Here is a 17389-nt window from a genome sequence, read left to right on the forward strand (position 1 = left end):
CGTGACACGCCGTGCGACCAGCGGAACCAACTGAGCGCCACCACCGGGTGACAGGCCGGATCGTGGCCTGATCGTTGCAGGCCCTAATCTGAGCTTGTGCGCTTCGCAGCTCGCCAAACCGTGCCCGCCCTCCTCGTGTCGTTGTGCGCAGTAATCCTCGCGGCTTTCGGTGCCACACCGATCGCCGCCGCGCAGCCGACCACGACAGAGGGGCAGAAGCCCGCGCCGAACAGCGCCCAGTGCCAGAACCACGACCGCCCGCCGCCGCCGATCGACACCTCCGAGCAGCCCAAGCCGGGCGAGCCGAGCCCCGCGCCGCTGCCCGTGCCCGATGAGCCGGTCGGTGGCACCCGGATGGGTGAGTGCGGACTCGTCCAGCCGGCGAACGCCGCACCGCAGGTCCCGGACATCGCGTCGGCGTCGTGGGTGATCGCCGACCTCGACAACGGCGACGTGCTGGCGGCGAAGGACCCGCACGCCCGTGAGCGGCCCGCTTCGCTGATCAAGGTGCTCCTCGCGATCGTGGTGATCCGCGAGCTGCGGCTCGAGCAGGTCGTCGAGGGCACCGCGGAGGACGCCGCGCAGGAGGGCACCAAGGTCGGTGTCGGCCCTGGCGGGAAGTACACCGTCCGGCAGCTGCTGTTCGCCCTGGTCATGCGCTCGGGCAACGACGCCGCGTTCGCGCTGGCGCGGGAGCTGGGCGGGCTGAAGGTGGCGCTGGCGAAGATGAACACGCTGGCCAAGGAACTGGGCGCGCTCGACACCCGCGCGGCCACGCCGTCCGGGCTCGACGGGCCGGGGATGAGCACGTCGGCGTACGACCTGAGCCTGCTGGTGCGGGCGGCCATGAAGCACAAGGAGTTCGCCGAGGCCGTGTCCACGAAGTCGATCGACTTCCCCGGCTACGGCACCAAGCCCGGTTACAAGGTCAACAACGACAACCGCCTGCTCGGCAAGTACCCGGGCTTCCTCGGCGGCAAAACCGGCTTCACCGACGACGCCCGCCACACGTACCTGGGCACCGCGAAGCAGGGCACCCGACGCCTGTCGGTGGTCCTCCTGCGCGGCGAGCCGACCCCGGCGCCGCTGGGCGACCAGGCGGCGAAGCTGCTCGACTACGGGTTCGCGCTGGCGAAGGCGAAGACCGAGCCGGTCGGCCAGCTGGTCGACAAGGCCCCGGAGGCCCAGCGCAAACACGACACGGCCAATGGGGCGCCTTCGGCTGAAGGATCGTCCTCATCGTCTGAGGCAGCGGCTTTGAGCCCGGACGCGAACCGGTCGGCCTTCGGCACCTTCGGCGCGCCCCTGGTGGCCCTCGCGGGCGTGGCCATCCTGATCTCGTTCGCCCTGTGGATCCGCCGCAAGCGCGCCCGCGCCGCCCGCGCCGCCTGACCCTCGACCACGCCGATCCAGATTGGCTCAATGCGCTTCAGGCTGCCGCCGGGCCACCCGCCGCCTAGCTCTCAGCCTCCGAGGTCAGCGATCGCGGAGGCGTCGAACGCACCACGCCGGTCAGATTCGCGCCAGTCAGGTCCGCGCCGTCCAGGTTCGCGCCCTCCAGGTACGCGCCAGCCAGGTTCGCGTCAGCCAGGTCCGCGCCGTCCAGGTCCGCGCCCTCCAGGTTCGCGCCCTCCAGACATGCGCCGATCAGGTTCGCGCCCTCCAGGTACGCGCCAGCCAGGTTCGCGCCGGACAGGTTCGCGCGAGTCAGGTCCGCACCGGACAGGTCCGCGCCGGACAGGTTCGCGCCGCGCAGGTTCGCGACCTCCAGGTACGCGGCAGTCAGGTTCGCGCGAGTCAGGTCCGCACCGGACAGGTCCGCACCCGACAGGTCCGCGCGGACCAGGTACGCGCCGGACAGATGTGCGTCGGACAGGTCAGCGCCGGACAGGTCCGCACCACTCAGGTCCGCGTCATCCAGGTTAGCGCCCATCAAATTCGCAAAAGTCAGGTGCGCGCCGCTCAAATTCGCTCGTTGCAGCCTGATGCCAAGCGCAGCCCAGTGCGATTTCGCACGGAGGCGCGGGTCGTTGTGGCGGCTGAGGATGTCCAGGGCGGTCTGGCGGGTCTCGCGTTCCTGGACGCGCTCGTCGCGGCGATCGCGCGCCTCTTGATCGGCGTCTTCGGGAAGGTCCTTTGGTGGGTGGTAAACCATCCGCAGGTAGCCGCAGATCAGCGCCCCGATCGCCTCCTGCTGACCTGGATTGTTGTTGGCGAGTCGTTCCAGGGCGTGCAGGCCCGCTAGGCGAACCACGGCCTTGTCGGAGCCCAGCTGATCAGCGGCCTTGGTGTACAGGTCGGTGATCCGGCGCTCCACGGCATCAGCCTCGGTGGCAGTGGCCACCCGCTCCTGGTGCGCCTTCGTGTCGGTCGACACCTGCCGCTGATGGGCCAGCGCCCGTTCTCTGTTGTCCAGGTCAGCCTCGGCCGACCGCTGCCGCCGCCACGCCAGGTACAGCGCGAATCCACCGCCCCCACCCAGACCCACGGTGAGCCCGATCCGCACCGCGTCGAGCTGCGCGGCCGCGTTCCCGCCGCGGCTCAACAACAGCAACGCCCCCACCGCCGCCGCAGTGACCAGCACGATTGCCACGGCCACCGCGAGCAGGAAACGCCCGGTCAACGGCTTCGACAACCCGGGCCCGGCTTGCGGCGGGGACACCTGCCCTACTTCCAGGGTGCGCTCGTCTACGGCGCTGGAGCGTTGATCACCTTTCACCACGCCACGATCCCAGGCTCGGCCCGTGCACGATCACCGGATCGACAAGATTTACCCGGGAAGCTCAGCGGCGCCTGCGAAAGGCTAGGGCGAGCACGGCGCCGACGCCCATCAGGCCCGCGGCCTCGCTGACCTTCGGGGTGCGGGCGACCTGAACGGTCGGGCGGATGACGGCGGGCGGAGGCGGCTCGACCGGTTCCTTGATCATGTTCTCCTTCGCCGTCGCCGTCCACGCGGTGATGAACAGCAGGAACCGGGAGACCAAGTTCGCGAACACCAGCAGACCGACGATCGGGCCGACGATTGAGCCGAGAGGGCCGCCGATCACCGTGTTCAGGTAGATCGTTCCAACGATCTTCAGCAGCTCGAACCCGACCGCGGCGGCCAAAGCCCCGCGCATCGCGCTACGGGCCGTCACCGCCGTTCGGGGCAGGCGCGAGATCACCCACAGGAACACCAGCCAGTTGGCCCCGATGCCGAGCAGCGTGGTGATCAGGAACAGCAGCACCTTGGCCCAGCCGTAGCCGCCCAGGCCCACCCAGTTGAGCAAGGTGTCCGCCAGGCCGGCGCCGAGCGCGCTGAGGCCGAACGAGATCGCCATCGCCGCGCCCAGGCCCAGCAGCGCCAGCAGGTCCACGCCGAGGCCACGCAGGAACGGCTGCTGGACCGGCTTCTGCCCCCACTGCGCGGTCAGCGCGTCCCGCAGGTTCGTCATCCAGCCGAGCCCGGTGTAAACAGCCGCGACCAGACCGATGATGCCGACCTTGCTGCGTTCCCTGACGGCGGTGTCGACCAGGTCGGTCAACAGGTCTCGCAGGTTGCCGGGCGCGGCCGAGGTGATCGACGCGCGCAGTTCCTGCAGCACGTCCGGCTGCCCGGCCAAGACGAAACCGAGGACGGCGAAGCCGATCAGGAGCAGCGGGAACAGGGACAGGACGCTGAAGTACGTGATCGACGCGGCGAAGTGTTCGCCGTACCGCTCGGTGAAGGCGTCGTATGCCCTGATCAGGTGATCTATGCCCGGCCTGCGCCTGCGCAGCCGGGCGATCTTCGATTCCGGCTTATCCACACTCTCCGTCACCATTGAAAACTATTGGCCGGAAAGCGGGGCCGCAACGCGAACACGATCGTGGGACGGGACCTCAGCCGCGTCCGGCGAGGAAGCCGAGCTTGTCGTAGACCCGCGCCAGCGTGCCCGCCGCGACCTCGCGGGCCCGTTCGGCGCCGCGCGCGAGGACCTTGTCCAGCTCCGCCGGATCGTCCATATAGGACTTGACCTGGTCGCGGACCGGGGTGACGAAGTCGGCGACGATCTCGCCGAGGTCCTTCTTCAGGTCGCCGTAGCCCTTGCCCTCGTACGCCGTCTGCAGCTCGTCGATCTCGCGACCCGTGAGCGCCGAGTAGATGCTGAGCAGGTTGCTGACGCCGGGCTTGTTCTCCTGGTCGAACACGACCTCGCGACCCGTGTCGGTGACCGCCGAGCGGATCTTCTTGGCCGACACCTTCGGGTCGTCGAGCAGCTCGATGATGCCGCCGGGGCTCGACGCCGACTTGCTCATCTTCGCCGAGGGCTCCTGCAGGTCGTAGATCTTCGCCGTGCCCTTGAGGATGTAGGCCTCCGGCGGCTGGAACGCCTTGCCGTAGCGGGTGTTGAACCGGTGCGCGAGGTCGCGGGTCAGCTCCAGGTGCTGGCGCTGGTCCTCGCCGACCGGGACGTACTGCGGCCGGTAGAGCAGGATGTCGGCGGCCTGCAGGACCGGGTACGCGAAGAGGCCCACGGTCACCCGGTCGACGCTCTGCTTGGCCGACTTGTCCTTGAACTGCGTCATCCGGCTGGCCTCACCGAAGCCCGCGAGACACTGCATCACCCAGCCGAGTTCGGCGTGCTCCGGGATCTGGCTCTGCACGAACAGCGTCGCGCGGTCCGGGTCGAGCCCCAGCGCGAGCAGCTGCGCCACCGACACCCGGGTGCGCTTGCGCAGCAGCTTCGGGTCGTGTTCGACGGTGATGGCGTGCAGGTCGGCGATGAAATAGAAGGCGTCGTGCGTCTCCTGCAGCGCCACCCACTGGCGGACCGCGCCCAGGTAGTTCCCCAAGTGGAATGAGTCGGCTGTGGGCTGGATGCCGGACAGCACTCGCGGCTTGGGGGCGACGGGGGCGTTCTGCTCGGTCGACACACGGTGATTCTCCCAGTTCCGATCGGGCGTGACCGGGCCGGGGCCACGCTGGGCCATTCGGTGGATTGCCCCTTAGGGTCCGTCGGTGACAGGTTTCTGCGGAGCCGGGTCCGCCCCTGACGCCTGACCGGCGTGTGGCTCGGCCTACTCAGTCACATCTGGAGGTTCCACGTGCAAAAGCGTTCCCGACTCCGCATGCTCGGCGCAGCGGTGGTGATCGCCTCCGCCACCGGTGTCGCCGCGGTGGCGATCCAGCCCGCGACCGCCGCGCCCGTCGCGGAGACCGGCGCGGTCGCGCACTTCGCCGTGCTCGGCGCGAAGGGTCCCGCCTTCGGCCAGGCCGAGAAGGCCGTCACCGACGCGGGCGGCACCGTCGTCAAGAGCTGGCCGGAGATCGGCGTGGTCATCGCGACCTCGTCCAACCCCGAGTTCGCCAAGATCGTGCGGGGCATGCCCGGCGTGCAGGGGGCTGGGGCGACCCAGAACCTGGCCGAACTGGCCGCACCGCCCGCCGCCACGACCATGTCCACCGAGCGTTCCGCGGCCCGGGGCGCGGGCGCGGCCCAGCGCGCGCTGGAGGACACCGAGCAGGTCGTCGACAGCGCGAAGGGTTCGCTCGCCGACCCCGAGCCGCTGGCCGCGAACCAGTGGGACATGAAGATGATCAAGGCCGATGAGGCGCACGCGATCAACGCGGGCAGCTCGGACGTCGTGGTCGGCGTGCTCGACTCGGGCATCGAGGCGAGCCACCCGGACCTGGCGGCGAACGTCGACGCCTCGCGTTCGGTGGGCTGCACCAACCAGGGTGTGCCGGACTCCTCGCCGGCGGCGTGGAACCCGACCACCAGTGACCACGGCACGCACGTGGCGGGCAGCATCGCCGCCGCGCGCAACGGCGTGGGCATCGTCGGTGTCGCGCCGGGCGTGAAGCTGGCGTCGATCAAGGTCGTCAACGACGACGGCTACATCTACCCCGAGTACGCGATCTGCGGGTTCATGATGGCCGCCGAGAAGGGCGTGCACGTCACGAACAACTCGTACTTCGTCGACCCGTGGTACCTGTGGTGCAAGGGTGACGCCGACCAGAAGGCCGTCGCCGAGGCCGTCGACCGCGCGATCCAGTACTCCCACCGCAAGGGCGTTGTGAACGTCGCCGCGCTGGGCAACAGCAACTGGGACCTGTCGCGCAACATCATGGACGACGGCAGCCCGAACAACGGCACCCCGATCGAGCGCGACACCGACAACACCTGCACCAAGATCCCCGCCGAGATCCACGGCGTGGTCGGTGTGTCCTCGGTGGGCGTGAAGGGTCTGAAGTCGTACTTCTCCAACTACGGCCGCACCGAGACCGAGGTCGCGGCGCCGGGTGGGGACCGCATGCAGGTCCCGTCCACCCCGGACGCCAACGGCCGCATCCTCTCGACCGTCGTTGGCGGCAAGTGGGGCTACAAGCAGGGCACCTCGATGGCGTCCCCGCACGCCGCGGGCGTCGTCGCGCTGATCCGCTCGGCGCACCCGGGCTGGTCGGCGCAGCGCGTCGTCGCGTCCCTGATGCACGACGCCGACCGGCTGGCGTGCCCGACCGGGACGTACGACCCGGACGGCACCGGCACCTGGACCGCGAACTGTGACGGCGGCAAGACCGGGCGCGGCTTCTACGGAGCGGGCCTGATCGACGCGCTGGACGCGGTGAAGTAGGACCTTTATCGAAGAGAGCGGGCCCCGCAGGAGACTTCCTGCGGGGCCCGCTTCGTTCTTGGGATCTTCAGTCTTGGTGGGCGGCCACGCCGACCGGCTGACGCGGGCCGGGAAGCGGCACGGCCGAAGTCTGCTGGGCCTTCGCGGCCACGCTCTTGCGGCGGCGGATCAGGCCGAGGATGAAGCCGCCGATGCCGACGGCCACCGCGGCGACGCCAGGGCCCGACATGATCGGGCTGCCGCTCTCGATGACGGTCTCCGCGATCGCGGGTTGCGCCGACCACACGAACTGCGCGGCGACCACTGTGCCGAGTACCGCGACTCGGCGAGTGTGGTCGCGCAGAGTTTCCGTGTTCACGAACTGACACCGCCTGACACCGTTGTACCGTCCCTCGATTGGACTAAGCACACTGCGTGGACTCTGGAAAAGCTACCGAGTGTGTCAACCCTGCGTCCCCGAAACCGCACTATCGGTTGGCGCGGATCGACCCTAGCCCCTCCGGCGACGCGCACCGGAGGGGGGTAGTCGATCATCCACGCGATCTTGGCAGCCGCCTGGCCGGGCGCCGTGGGCGGGTGTCCCGTCTTGATCATCCCGCCGCGCGGTGCACCTGCCGGTACCGCGACGGCGCGATGCCGTAGTGGTGCGTGAACGCCTGCCGCAGCGCCTCGGCCGTGCCGAAACCGCAGCGCGTGGCGATGGTCGCGACCGGGAGACCGGTGCCGGACAGCAGCCCGGCCGCCGCCTCGGTCCGTGCCTTGCGGACGTACCGGCCTGGCGTGACGCCGAGGTGTTCCAGGAACAGCCTGCCAAGCTGGCGTTCGCTCACCCCGAACCGGGTGGCCAGCCCGGCGACGTCGAGGTCGCCGTCGACATGCTGGGCGATGTGCGCGGCGACGGCTCGCACCAGCCGGTGGTCCGGCGGGTCGTCGGCGACGAACATGCTGACCTGGGCCTGGTTTCCGGGCCGCTGCCGGTAGGTGACGAGGACGCGGGCGACCTGGTTGGCGAGGGCCTCGCCGTGGTCCTCCTGGATGAACGCGAGCGTGAGGTCGAGGGCGCTGGTGACCCCGGCGGCGGTGTCGACGCCGTCGTCGCGGATGAAGATCGGGGCGGGGTCGACCCGCACGGCCGGGTAGCGCCGGGCGAACTCGGCGGCGAAGTACCAGTGAGTCGTGGCGCGGCGGCCGTCGAGCAGGCCGGCGGCGGCGAGGACCGTCGAGCCGGTGCACACGGAGGCGACTCGGCGGCTGGTCGCGGCGAGCCTGCGCACGTGGGCGACGATCACCGGGTCGTCGGCGGCGGCCTCGTGGCCGAGGCCGCCGGAGATGACCAGGGTGTCGATCGGGCCGGTGATCCGCTGTAGGGAAGCGGTGCTGCGCAGGGAAAGCCCGGAGTCGCAGGCGATCGGGTGGCCGCCCAGGACCGCCACGTCGACGCGGTATCGGGGCCGGCCGCCGAGCCGGTTCGCGGCGTCCAGCGCGCTGGTCACGCAGGCGATGTCGAGCAGTTCCGAGCCGTCGTAGGCGACGACGACGACATGGCGATCTTCCACGGCTGGACAGTCTTGCGTGGATGTCACGCCAGCGCCAGGATCGCCGCCCCGCCGCAAATGTCGACGGCGGCGCACCAGTGCGCGTAGGCGCCCGGCACGACGAGGTCGGCGCGGTGGTGGTGGAGGTCCCAGACGCCGTGGCCGAGCCACCCGGCGGCGAGCAGGTAACGCGCGACGTCCGGCGCGACCAGGACCGAGGCGAGGGCGAGGCCGCCGAAGACCACGAGGCCCACGAGTTGGAGCGCCAGGACACGGGGGTCGCCGAGGCGGCGGCGGGCGACACCGAAGACCAGGTAGATCACCGGCATGGAGGCGAGGATCGCGGCGAGGATGGTCACCGACGGGACGCCGTCGCCGAAGGTCAGCAGGGCGGAGGCGACGCCGAGGAGCGGTGGAAGTGCCTTGGTGAGCATGGGTGCCACGGTGGCCCGGCGCTCGCGGGGGTCGCGGGGGTTTGGGGGTGGGGATGTCCGAAAACTTGGGAACCTTGTCCGATCAGACAGTGAGGTGTCGACCTTGGGAGCCGTACGGTAGCCATACCCCCTAGAGGTATGGAGGACCTGATGGCGATCATCGCCCCACTGCGGACGAAGCACTTCTGGAAGCACTACATCGAGATGGTCGTGGCGATGTTCGCGGGCATGTTCCTGCTGACACCGGTCACGGACCTGCTGTTCGGCAAGCAATCGGCGGTGGTCCCGGCCACCCTGCTCATGGCGACGACGATGACCATCGGGATGACCGCGTGGATGGCGTTCCGCAAGCACTCGTGGCGCTCCATCGCGGAGATGGCGGCGGCGATGTACGTGCCGTTCGTCGTGCTGTACCCGTTCTACTGGGCGGGCTGGATGTCGGGCGGCACGGTGATGATGATCGGACACGTGATCATGCTGCCCGCGATGGCCGCGGTCATGCTCCGCCACTGACCTGACCAGGCGCGTTTGTAACGTCAGGTGAGCAGGCCTCGGATCACTCTGTCCAAATCAGGCACCTTGGCAGACAGCACCTGCCACACCAAGTCATCATCGACGGTGGCATACCCGTGGATCAGAATATTCCGGAAGGCGACAATGCGACCAAGGTCGGGGATCGCGGCGGCGAGCGCTCCATCAACTTTTGACAGCTGATTGAACGCTTCGCCGATAATCTCGAACTGCCGTTCCACAGCAGACCGAAGCATCGCATCCGACTTGTAGTCGTCGAAGCTCTTACCTTTGCTGAATTCTTGGAGCAGGTTCAATGCCTGCTGCGCGTCCCACAAGTACGCGCGGGGATCACGCGGCATAGAGCGTTTCCTTGGTCGCCATGACCTGCCGCCGGAAGTAAGGGTTCTTGATGCTCGAACTGCTCACAAGATCGACCGGCAAGCCGAGGATTTGTTCAAGCCCTTCCTTCAAGGCGAAGTAAGTGCCGAAATAGTCGAAACCTGGATGCACCTTGAACTCCACGAGCACGTCCACATCACTGGAGATCTCGTCGAACGCGGGACCGACCGCCGAACCGAACAAGTCGAGGCGCCGCACATCAAGCAGGCGACACAGCGCGTCGATCTCCTGTCTCTTCGACTCGACAAGCTCATGCACCGTGCTCACCTCCTACGACCAGTGTGCCCGATGGCGGCTTAGTTCGACTCAAACACTCCGGTGGTTACGCGCCGGGCCAGTCGTAGGTGATCGTCACCGGGGCGTGGTCGGACCAGCGTTCCGCGTACGTGGCCGCGCGTTCCACCACCGCTGTGTGGGCGCGGGTGCTGAGGCCCGGGGTGGCCACCTGGTAGTCGATGCGCCAGCCGGAGTCGTTGTCGTACGCCTTGCCACGGTAGGACCACCACGTGTACGGGCCGGGGCCCTCCGGATGCAGCAGCCGGTGGACGTCGCGGTAGCCGGCTTCGTCGAAGACGCGGCCCATCCAGTCGCGTTCGGCGGGCGTGAAGCCGGCGTTCTTGCGGTTGGCCTTCCACGCCTTGAGGTCGATCTCCTGGTGGGCGATGTTCCAGTCGCCGCAGATGATGACCTCGCAGCCGCTCGCGGCGGCCTTCTCGCGCAGTTCGATCAGGTACGGCAGGAACGCGGCCATGAAGCGCTCCTTCTGGTCCTGCCGCAGCGTCCCCACCTCACCGCTCGGGAGGTACACGCTGCCGACGACGACGCCGGGGAACCACGCCTCCACGTAGCGGCCGCTCGCGTCGAACTCGTCGACGCCGAACCCCACCCGGACGGCCGTGGGCTCCTGGCGCGAGTACACCGCGACCCCGTTGCGGCCCTTGAGGACCCGGGAGTCGGCGTGCACGGTGTGCCAGCCGGGCGGGGCGGCGAGGTCCGCGGGGAGGTCGTCGGCCGAGGCGCGGACCTCCTGCAGGCACACGAACTCCGCCGGGGTGGCCGCGAGCCACTCGACGAAGCCCTTCTTGGCGGCCGCGCGCAGCCCGTTGACATTTATCGTGGAAACCGTCAGCACCGCGCAACCCTAAGTGGCTAGCAGGTTCGGCCGGGCAGCGGCTGCAGGAACTGCGTCGACGCCCACCGGTTGGGACCGAGCATCCGGAAACCGTTCTGGACCGTCGGCAGGGCGTCGGTTTCCGCGCCCTGCTTGAACTTGCCGACGATGTCCGCGTGGCCGTCCGGCGCCGCCCGGACGTTGAGCACGTCCGCGGTGACCGACATCCGGCACTTCGCCGCGCTGCTGGCGGGCGCGTTGGGGCTCTCGACTCCCATCGAGTACATCGAGACCACCCCGACCAGCGCGCCGCCGATAAGCAGTGTCCGCTTCGGCAACAGCATCGTCAGCACGTCACACGCTCCTTGTCACCCACGGTCCCTAGGTGAACAGTCCCGTACCCACCGGTATCCGCGCCAGTGATCGCGACCGGAAACACCCGACGGAGCCAACGGCGGCGACAGCAGATCACGGCGTGTCACCCCGGACAGCGAAAAGCCCCCCGCCAGAACGGCGAGGGGCTTCCCGGACGAGTGGTTAGCCCGCCATCTTCTTCTGCAGGTTCTCGTCGAGGGTGTTGAGGAAGTCCTCGGTGGTCTGCCACTCCTGGTCGGGTCCGACCAGCAGCGCCAGGTCCTTGGTCATCCGGCCGCTCTCGACGGTCTCGATGACGACCTTCTCCAGCGTCTCCGCGAACTCGATCACCTCGGGGGTGCCGTCGAGCTTGCCGCGGTGCTTGAGGCCGCCGGTCCAGGCGTAGATCGACGCGATCGGGTTGGTGGAGGTCGGCTTGCCCGCCTGGTGCTGGCGGTAGTGCCGGGTCACCGTGCCGTGCGCGGCCTCGGCCTCGACGGTCTTGCCGTCCGGGGTCATCAGCACCGAGGTCATCAGGCCCAGCGAGCCGAAGCCCTGCGCCACGGTGTCGGACTGGACGTCACCGTCGTAGTTCTTGCACGCCCAGACGTAGCCGCCCTCCCACTTCATCGCGGCGGCGACCATGTCGTCGATCAGGCGGTGCTCGTAGGTCAGGCCCGCGGCGTCGAACTTCTCCTTGAACTCCGCCTCGAACACGGCCTGGAAGATGTCCTTGAAGGCACCGTCGTAGGCCTTGAGGATGGTGTTCTTGGTCGACATGTAGACCGGGTAGTTGCGCTGCAGGCCGTAGGAGAACGAGGCGCGCGCGAAGTCCTCGATGGACTTGTTGAAGTTGTACATGCCCATGACGACGCCGCCGTCCTCCGGCATGTCGACCACGGTGTGCTCGATCGGCTCCGAGCCGTCGGTCGGGGTGAAGGTGATGGTCACCTTGCCCGCGCCGGGGACCTTGAAGTTCGTCGACTTGTACTGGTCGCCGTGGGCGTGACGGCCGATGACGATCGGCTTGGTCCAGCCCGGCACCAGCCGCGGGATGTTGGAGATGATGATCGGCTCGCGGAAGACCACGCCGCCGAGGATGTTGCGGATCGTGCCGTTGGGCGAGACCCACATCTTCTTCAGGCCGAACTCCTCGACGCGCGCCTCGTCCGGCGTGATCGTGGCGCACTTGACGCCGACACCGTGCTTCTTGATGGCGTTCGCGGCGTCGATGGTGACCTGGTCGTCGGTCTCGTCCCGGTGCTCGATACCCAGGTCGTAGTACTCGATGTTGAGGTCCAAGTACGGGTGGATCAGCTTGTCCTTGATGAACTGCCAGATGATGCGGGTCATCTCGTCGCCATCGAGTTCGACGACCGTTCCCTGGACCTTGATCTTGGCCATGAGCCGCGGTGCTCCCTTCGCCGTTAATGCGCGCGCCTTCAAACGGTACAAGCGTACTGGTAGCGAGGCGCGTGGTGTGAACCTGTGTGCACAGTCACCAGCGATCGTAGGCCTGAGCTGCCCGTCAGAACTCGTTCAGGTCGCGCCACTCGTCGGCGAGCATCGCGTAGACGGCCTCGTCGGCCCACTTGCCCTTGACGAACTCGTTCTGCCGGAAGCGGCCCTCGAACCGCATGCCGAGGCGTTCGAGGAGCCTGCCGGAGGAGCGGTTGTCGGCGTCGAGCCTGCCGATGATCCGGTGCAGGCCCGCCTGCTCGAAGCCCAGGCGCAGCATCTCGGTGGCGGCCTCGCCCGCATAGCCCTTGCCGTGGTGGTCGGGGTGGAAGACGAAGCCGAGCTCACCGCACTGGTTTTGCTCGCTGACCCACATCAGCATCACGTCGCCGAGCAGCTCGCCGGTCTCGGCGAGAACCACCGCGGGCCGAATCGCGTCGCCCTCCTTCTCCAGCGACGTCACCTCGATCCGCTCTTGCAGCGCGACCTCGACCTCGGCGCGGGTGCGCGGCTCGAAGAGGAGGTATTTGCAGACGTCCTCGCGGGACTGGATCGCGTAGAGCGCGTCCAGATCGGACTCGACGTACGGCCGCAGGATCAGCCGGCGGGTGGTGATGGGAAATGTGGGACGCAGCACCCGATCGAGCGTACGCCTGTGATCGAATACCGCCCACTGGCACGAGGGGGGCACGAATGTCGACTGGACCGACGCACGCCATGAGCGGGCTCACGGCGTGGGCGACGGCGACGGCGCTGGCAGGCGACAGCTCGCTGGGGACGCTGTCGGTCAAGGGCTGGTGCGTAGGCGCGGTCCTGTGCGCCGGTGCGGCGCTGTTACCGGACCTCGACCACCCGGAGTCGACGGTGTCGAGCACGTTCGGGCCCGTGACGGCGGCGGGGTCGAAGCTGATCAACGCCATCAGCCACGGCATCTACCAGGTGACCCGCACCAAGCGCGACAGCAAACGCGACGGCGGGCACCGCGGGTTCACCCACACCCTGGTCTTCGCCATCCTGGCCTCGATCATCACCACCGCCATCGTGCAGACCAGCCAGTCGTGGGCGCTGCCGCTGCTGATGTTCTTCTTCAGCGGCCTGGCGGTGCGCGGGATCATGCACAAGTGGTGCCCCCGCAACGACGCCCTGTGGATCACCGGCACGGCGCTGTTGCTGACCTACGCGTGTCTCAAATGGACGGACCAGGCCTCGGCAGACGCGGCGGCCTGCGGGGTGGCGGTCGGCATCGGCTGCATCGCGCACTACCTGGGCGACGCGATCACCGAGCAGGGCTGCCCGATCCTGTGGCCGGTCCCCATCGCGTTCAAGACCTGGTACCCGGTGGCGCCGCCGAAGATCATGCGGATGCGCACGGGCGGCACCGTCGAGATGGCCGTCGTCGGCCCGCTGCTGACCGCCGTCGCCATCTGGATGTCCGCCGTGGCCCTGCACAACGCGGGCGCCCTGCCGTTCCTCGACGGGATTCCGCTGATCCCCTGGGCCTAGCCTGGGTGCGCGCCGACCGCGTCCTTGATCTGCGACCCGAGGTCGGCGTCGCCGCTGTGGGCGCAGTGGGCGCAGCAGAAGAACCGGCCCTCGACCTCGACGCCGTGGCCGAGGATGCGGCACTTGCAGTGCTCACAGACCGGGGCGAGCTTGGTGATCGCGCACTCGAAGCTGTCGAACGTGTGGACGTCGCCGCTGACCGTCTTCACCTCGAAGGCCATCCAGTAGTCGTTGCCGCAGGTGTCGCAGGTCCCCATAGTGCGATCTCCTCTCTCGGTGACCACTGCAGCCTGCGCCCGGCGACGGGAGGCGGCAACCCGAGACACTTTCGCGGGGACCTCGGCCGATTCGGCCTTGACCCGACGTCGCGCCGACTAATCTTCGACGTGGATTTCCGAACATTCCTGGGGGAATGACGCATGACTTGGCAGCAGCAGCCGCCTTCGTACGACCCGCGCGCCCAGTTCCAGCCGGGCGGGTGGTCACCGCCTCCGCCGCCGCGTCGTCGCGGCAAGGTCTGGGTCGTGGTCGCCGCCATCGTCGCCGTGGTGGCCGCCGCTTCGGTGAGCGTCGTCCTGCTCACCCGGAAAGACGAGGCTCCGACGGCCACGCAGCCGACCGAACAGAGCAAGCCCGATTTCAAGCCGTGGACCACCAAAGGCGAAAAGGACAGCAAAGACAACGCTCTCCGAATCCTGAATTCCGACAAAGACCTGATCATCGTTACCGCGCGGGATGTCACCGCGATCGGCCGCGAAGACGGCGAAGTCAAATGGTTCACGAAAGCGCCGGACATCGAGGCCGCGGAAGGCGCCTTCTGCGGAGCGGGCAACACCCCGTCCTCGGACAACAAGCTCGCGTTGACGCTCGGGCTGGTCGAGAACAAGTCCAAGCCGATCAGCGCGAATTGCGGCATCGTCACGGTGATCGATCTGAAGACCGGCGAACTCGGCTGGTCGACAACCGTCGCCTACGCCCAGGGCGCGATCTCGGAGAAGACCAGGGGCATGCCGGTCGAGATCGTCGACGACGTGGTGGTGGCGACCTGGGATTTCAACGTCTTCGGCCTGGACCTCGCGACCGGCGACTCGAAGTGGCACGTCAAGCTCAAGAGCGACCCGAACGGCAAACCGAACTGCCCGGTCAACGGGATGCTGCCCGCGGGCCCCGACAGCGTGGTGGTCAAGACGACCTGCATCCAGCCGAATGGCGACGCCCTGTTCAGCGTCGCCGAGCTCACCGCGAAAGGCACGATCGGCCGCAGCGCGAACATCACCGACGCGGACGCGGGGGCGCCGATCAGCTCGATGAAGCTGCTCGCCGGTTCACCCGTCGTGCTGAACGTGACGCCGAAACCGGGCCCGGACGAACGGATGTCCATCGTCACCCTGGACGACGACTGGAAAGTCCAGAGCGTCATCCACGACGAACGCGGCGACGCGAAGGCCGACTACGTGCTGGCGACCGTGCCGATCGGTTTCGCCACGACACCGGTGGGCGCCTACCAGGAGCAGTCACGTTCCCTGGTCTCGGGCAACACCATGGTCAGCCTCACCGCGCCGAACAAGGGAAAGCCGAACCGGATCGTCGCCACGGACCTGAAGACCGGCAAGGACTTGTGGGCCACCGAGGAGCCCGCACTGTTGTTCATGCAGGTCCTCGCCATCGAGGGCGACAAGGTGTACGCGCTGCAGTCGGCGCTGGAGAACACCAAGGACTTCGACCAGTCCGTCGTCGAGCTCGACCTGAAGGACGGCAAGGTCAAAGACAAGAAGACAACCGAGGTGATCTCGCCGAACGACGGGCCGCCGACCATCACGTTCTACGGGTTCACGTTCAAGGACGGCCGGGCGTACGGGGTGCACTTCCAGAACAGCGACACGCAATGGCTGGCCTACAGCGTGGGATGACCAAGGTCACCGGCCGTGCCACGATGGTCGCCATGACGGAGACGTTGTGCCTGGCCCAAGACCCGGAGAGCCCACGCACGACCAGTCCATGGCAGGCCGCGCCGATCTTCCTGGACCCGATCTTCCTCACCTGGGAGCAGGACGCGGGGGCCTCGGAGGTCTCCGACCACCAACCGACCAGGCGCTCGTACGAGATGTGGCGGCTCGCGGAGTCCAAGACCGGACTCGACACCGTCCTCTGGCTGAACCGGGCGGTGAACCTGCGGATGCGGCTCCTGACCCAGCGCTACAACATGCGTTCCATCCTCCGCGACCCACCGCCGCAGGACACGGAGATCTTGGCGCGAATCGGCATCATCCGACCCCATATGCACCGCGCGCTCACCGAATTGCACCGAGCCTTGGAAGTCTCCCCGGTGCCGCCCGAACACTGCGCGGAACTTGTCGACACGGTTTGGTATTTCCTCCGGTCGACCGACAGCCTGATGAACGTCCAGCGGACCGACATGGCCTTCGCGCACGAACAGGCGAACCGCGACGGCTATGTGTCGTTCGAGTTCGGGCAGTACTTCACCAAACAGTCGCCCTCGGTGGCGGCTTGGGGAATCCTGCCCCTCGAACTGGTCTCCCAACAGGCCACGGGCGACTGGATTTCGATCGACCTGAAGGTGAAGCCGCGCATCCAGTACGGGCACCTGTACTTCGAGGGCATCCTCAGCCCGGCGGAGAACCACATCGACTCCGTGTGGCGCGCCTTCTTCGAATTGGACCACCAGCACATTGGCTGATACATGAATAGTCCTTGGCAAGCGGCACCGATCTACTTGGACCCAGTCTGCCTCACCTGGGAACCGGATGGCATCACCTCACACATCTACGAGCGTGAGACAACAAGGCGATCATACGAACTGTGGCGACACGCGGAGTGCAAGCTGAGCGACTCCGCAAGCGCACTGGACCGCGGCGACGCAGTCCATGCGCTAAATCGAGCAGTAAATGTTCGAATGAAATCACTGGCTGAGCGCTATCGGCTTTTCGATATCCTCGAAGACCCGAAAGGAAAACGACCGACCAATGCGGCTCTGTTGGCACGATTTGGCATCATCAGACCGCACATGCTCCGCGCCTTGACCAGGTTTCGAAACGAGATAGAACACGAAGATGCACTGCCGCCACCGATCGAGCGCTGCACAGAGTTCGCCGATGTGGTTTGGTATGTCCTTCGATCTACCGACAACCTTATGGGCCTACGCAAGGCGGAAATGGCGTTCGCACAGGAAATTGCGAACGGCTACATATCCCTGGACTTCGGCGTATATTTCGACGGAAAGATGCCTTCGGTGCCACTGTGGGCAGAGATGTCGCTAGACTTGGTCTCACAGCGAAAGCAAACTGATTGGATTTCGGTCAATCTGGGGAAAAAGCCGCGCATCCAGCGGGGAAACCTTCACTTCGAAGGCATTCTCACTGGTATGGGAAACCACGTCGATACCGTATGGCGCGCCTACTTCGAACTAGATCACTAGCGTTTCGCGCATAACCGAGAGGGTCGACTCGGTGTGGCGCGCCTTCTTC

20 protein-coding genes are annotated in these 17389 nt (G+C 67.4%); 7 read left to right on the forward strand and 13 right to left on the reverse strand.

The genetic code is table 11. The annotated features are described in order from the left end of the window. Window positions 1–96 precede the first annotated feature (96 nt). Window positions 97–1392, forward strand: a complete 1296-nt coding sequence (locus C8E96_RS04215) for a D-alanyl-D-alanine carboxypeptidase family protein (RefSeq protein ID WP_228770354.1) — start codon at window positions 97–99, stop codon at window positions 1390–1392. A gap of 64 nt (window positions 1393–1456) precedes the next feature. On the opposite strand, the gene C8E96_RS33845 is transcribed toward C8E96_RS04215, so the two are convergent. The 3 genes from C8E96_RS33845 to trpS all read right to left on the reverse strand — a co-directional run bounded on the left by C8E96_RS33845 (window position 1457) and on the right by trpS (window position 4896). Beyond that, a complete protein-coding gene (locus C8E96_RS33845; protein WP_228770355.1) occupies window positions 1457–2635 on the reverse strand; it encodes a pentapeptide repeat-containing protein in 1179 nt (392 codons plus the stop codon). Window positions 2636–2783: 148 nt separating this feature from the next. Then, window positions 2784–3803 carry a YhjD/YihY/BrkB family envelope integrity protein gene (locus C8E96_RS04225; RefSeq protein ID WP_091384015.1) on the reverse strand — a complete coding sequence of 340 codons (1020 nt, stop codon included), beginning with the start codon at window positions 3801–3803 and terminating at the stop codon, window positions 2784–2786. A gap of 58 nt (window positions 3804–3861) precedes the next feature. Beyond that, window positions 3862–4896, reverse strand: a complete 1035-nt coding sequence (gene trpS, locus C8E96_RS04230) for a tryptophan--tRNA ligase (RefSeq protein WP_228770356.1) — start codon at window positions 4894–4896, stop codon at window positions 3862–3864. A gap of 171 nt (window positions 4897–5067) precedes the next feature. Here trpS and C8E96_RS04235 point away from each other — a divergent pair, with 171 nt between their 5' ends. Then, on the forward strand, window positions 5068–6597 hold the full coding sequence (locus C8E96_RS04235) for a S8 family peptidase (protein WP_228772117.1): 1530 nt from the start codon (window positions 5068–5070) through the stop codon (window positions 6595–6597). A 67-nt stretch (window positions 6598–6664) separates the two neighbouring features. Here the strand turns inward: C8E96_RS04235 and C8E96_RS04240 are convergent, their stop codons facing one another. The 3 genes from C8E96_RS04240 to C8E96_RS04250 form a co-directional block, all read right to left on the reverse strand. Then, entirely contained in the window at window positions 6665–6955 is a 291-nt protein-coding gene (locus tag C8E96_RS04240) for a hypothetical protein (protein ID WP_091384049.1), read from the reverse strand. A 232-nt stretch (window positions 6956–7187) separates the two neighbouring features. Then, window positions 7188–8153 carry a GlxA family transcriptional regulator gene (locus tag C8E96_RS04245; RefSeq protein WP_091384050.1) on the reverse strand — a complete coding sequence of 322 codons (966 nt, stop codon included), beginning with the start codon at window positions 8151–8153 and terminating at the stop codon, window positions 7188–7190. Between the two features lie 23 nt (window positions 8154–8176). After that, window positions 8177–8566 carry a hypothetical protein gene (locus tag C8E96_RS04250; RefSeq protein WP_091384051.1) on the reverse strand — a complete coding sequence of 130 codons (390 nt, stop codon included), beginning with the start codon at window positions 8564–8566 and terminating at the stop codon, window positions 8177–8179. Between the two features lie 150 nt (window positions 8567–8716). On the opposite strand from C8E96_RS04250, the gene C8E96_RS04255 reads away from it, so the two are divergent. Further along, complete coding sequence (locus C8E96_RS04255) at window positions 8717–9079, forward strand: hypothetical protein (protein ID WP_228770362.1); 363 nt, start codon at window positions 8717–8719, stop codon at window positions 9077–9079. 23 nt (window positions 9080–9102) lie between these two features. Here the strand turns inward: C8E96_RS04255 and C8E96_RS04260 are convergent, their stop codons facing one another. From C8E96_RS04260 to C8E96_RS04285, 6 genes are all read right to left on the reverse strand, one after another. After that, window positions 9103–9438, reverse strand: a complete 336-nt coding sequence (locus C8E96_RS04260) for a HepT-like ribonuclease domain-containing protein (protein ID WP_091384054.1) — start codon at window positions 9436–9438, stop codon at window positions 9103–9105. Then, window positions 9428–9736, reverse strand: coding sequence for a nucleotidyltransferase family protein (locus C8E96_RS04265; protein ID WP_091384181.1), 309 nt, complete (start codon window positions 9734–9736; stop codon window positions 9428–9430). Before C8E96_RS04265 ends, C8E96_RS04260 begins: the two co-directional genes overlap by 11 nt. 64 nt (window positions 9737–9800) lie before the next feature. Next, a complete protein-coding gene (locus C8E96_RS04270; protein ID WP_091384055.1) occupies window positions 9801–10610 on the reverse strand; it encodes an exodeoxyribonuclease III in 810 nt (269 codons plus the stop codon). 17 nt (window positions 10611–10627) lie between these two features. After that, on the reverse strand, window positions 10628–10933 hold the full coding sequence (locus C8E96_RS04275; protein ID WP_166658215.1) for an SH3 domain-containing protein: 306 nt from the start codon (window positions 10931–10933) through the stop codon (window positions 10628–10630). 193 nt (window positions 10934–11126) lie between these two features. Next, complete coding sequence (locus C8E96_RS04280) at window positions 11127–12347, reverse strand: NADP-dependent isocitrate dehydrogenase (protein ID WP_091384056.1); 1221 nt, start codon at window positions 12345–12347, stop codon at window positions 11127–11129. Between the two features lie 124 nt (window positions 12348–12471). Continuing rightward, window positions 12472–13038: a GNAT family N-acetyltransferase gene (locus C8E96_RS04285; RefSeq protein ID WP_091384057.1), complete on the reverse strand. Its 567-nt coding sequence runs from the start codon at window positions 13036–13038 to the stop codon at window positions 12472–12474. Window positions 13039–13094: 56 nt separating this feature from the next. Between C8E96_RS04285 and C8E96_RS04290 the strand changes: the two genes are divergently transcribed. Continuing rightward, entirely contained in the window at window positions 13095–13904 is an 810-nt protein-coding gene (locus tag C8E96_RS04290; protein ID WP_091384058.1) for a metal-dependent hydrolase, read from the forward strand. On the opposite strand, the gene C8E96_RS04295 is transcribed toward C8E96_RS04290, so the two are convergent. Further along, complete coding sequence (locus C8E96_RS04295; protein ID WP_091384065.1) at window positions 13901–14161, reverse strand: Prokaryotic metallothionein; 261 nt, start codon at window positions 14159–14161, stop codon at window positions 13901–13903. The genes C8E96_RS04290 and C8E96_RS04295 overlap by 4 nt on opposite strands. A 162-nt stretch (window positions 14162–14323) precedes the next feature. Between C8E96_RS04295 and C8E96_RS04300 the strand changes: the two genes are divergently transcribed. The 3 genes from C8E96_RS04300 (at window position 14324) to C8E96_RS04310 (ending at window position 17340) form a co-directional block, all read left to right on the forward strand. Continuing rightward, window positions 14324–15814 carry an outer membrane protein assembly factor BamB family protein gene (locus tag C8E96_RS04300; protein ID WP_091384066.1) on the forward strand — a complete coding sequence of 497 codons (1491 nt, stop codon included), beginning with the start codon at window positions 14324–14326 and terminating at the stop codon, window positions 15812–15814. A 32-nt stretch (window positions 15815–15846) separates the two neighbouring features. Further along, window positions 15847–16602: a hypothetical protein gene (locus C8E96_RS04305; RefSeq protein ID WP_133794161.1), complete on the forward strand. Its 756-nt coding sequence runs from the start codon at window positions 15847–15849 to the stop codon at window positions 16600–16602. A gap of 216 nt (window positions 16603–16818) precedes the next feature. Further along, entirely contained in the window at window positions 16819–17340 is a 522-nt protein-coding gene (locus tag C8E96_RS04310) for a hypothetical protein (RefSeq protein WP_133794163.1), read from the forward strand. Window positions 17341–17389: the final 49 nt, after the last annotated feature.

It is taken from the genome of Actinokineospora alba, from assembly GCF_004362515.1.
Classification (GTDB): Bacteria; Actinomycetota; Actinomycetes; order Mycobacteriales; family Pseudonocardiaceae; genus Actinokineospora; species Actinokineospora alba.

Coding starts and splice junctions, on each gene's coding strand:
- C8E96_RS04225 (WP_091384015.1), bottom strand. CDS start 3,803: ATGGTGACGGAGAGTGTGGATAAGCCGGAATCGAAGATCGCCCGGCTG.
- C8E96_RS04250 (WP_091384051.1), bottom strand. CDS start 8,566: ATGCTCACCAAGGCACTTCCACCGCTCCTCGGCGTCGCCTCCGCCCTG.
- C8E96_RS04255 (WP_228770362.1), top strand. CDS start 8,717: ATGGCGATCATCGCCCCACTGCGGACGAAGCACTTCTGGAAGCACTAC.
- C8E96_RS04260 (WP_091384054.1), bottom strand. CDS start 9,438: ATGCCGCGTGATCCCCGCGCGTACTTGTGGGACGCGCAGCAGGCATTG.
- C8E96_RS04275 (WP_166658215.1), bottom strand. CDS start 10,933: ATGCTGTTGCCGAAGCGGACACTGCTTATCGGCGGCGCGCTGGTCGGG.
- C8E96_RS04280 (WP_091384056.1), bottom strand. CDS start 12,347: ATGGCCAAGATCAAGGTCCAGGGAACGGTCGTCGAACTCGATGGCGAC.
- C8E96_RS04290 (WP_091384058.1), top strand. CDS start 13,095: ATGTCGACTGGACCGACGCACGCCATGAGCGGGCTCACGGCGTGGGCG.
- C8E96_RS04295 (WP_091384065.1), bottom strand. CDS start 14,161: ATGGGGACCTGCGACACCTGCGGCAACGACTACTGGATGGCCTTCGAG.
- C8E96_RS04300 (WP_091384066.1), top strand. CDS start 14,324: ATGACTTGGCAGCAGCAGCCGCCTTCGTACGACCCGCGCGCCCAGTTC.
- C8E96_RS04305 (WP_133794161.1), top strand. CDS start 15,847: ATGACGGAGACGTTGTGCCTGGCCCAAGACCCGGAGAGCCCACGCACG.
- C8E96_RS04310 (WP_133794163.1), top strand. CDS start 16,819: ATGAAATCACTGGCTGAGCGCTATCGGCTTTTCGATATCCTCGAAGAC.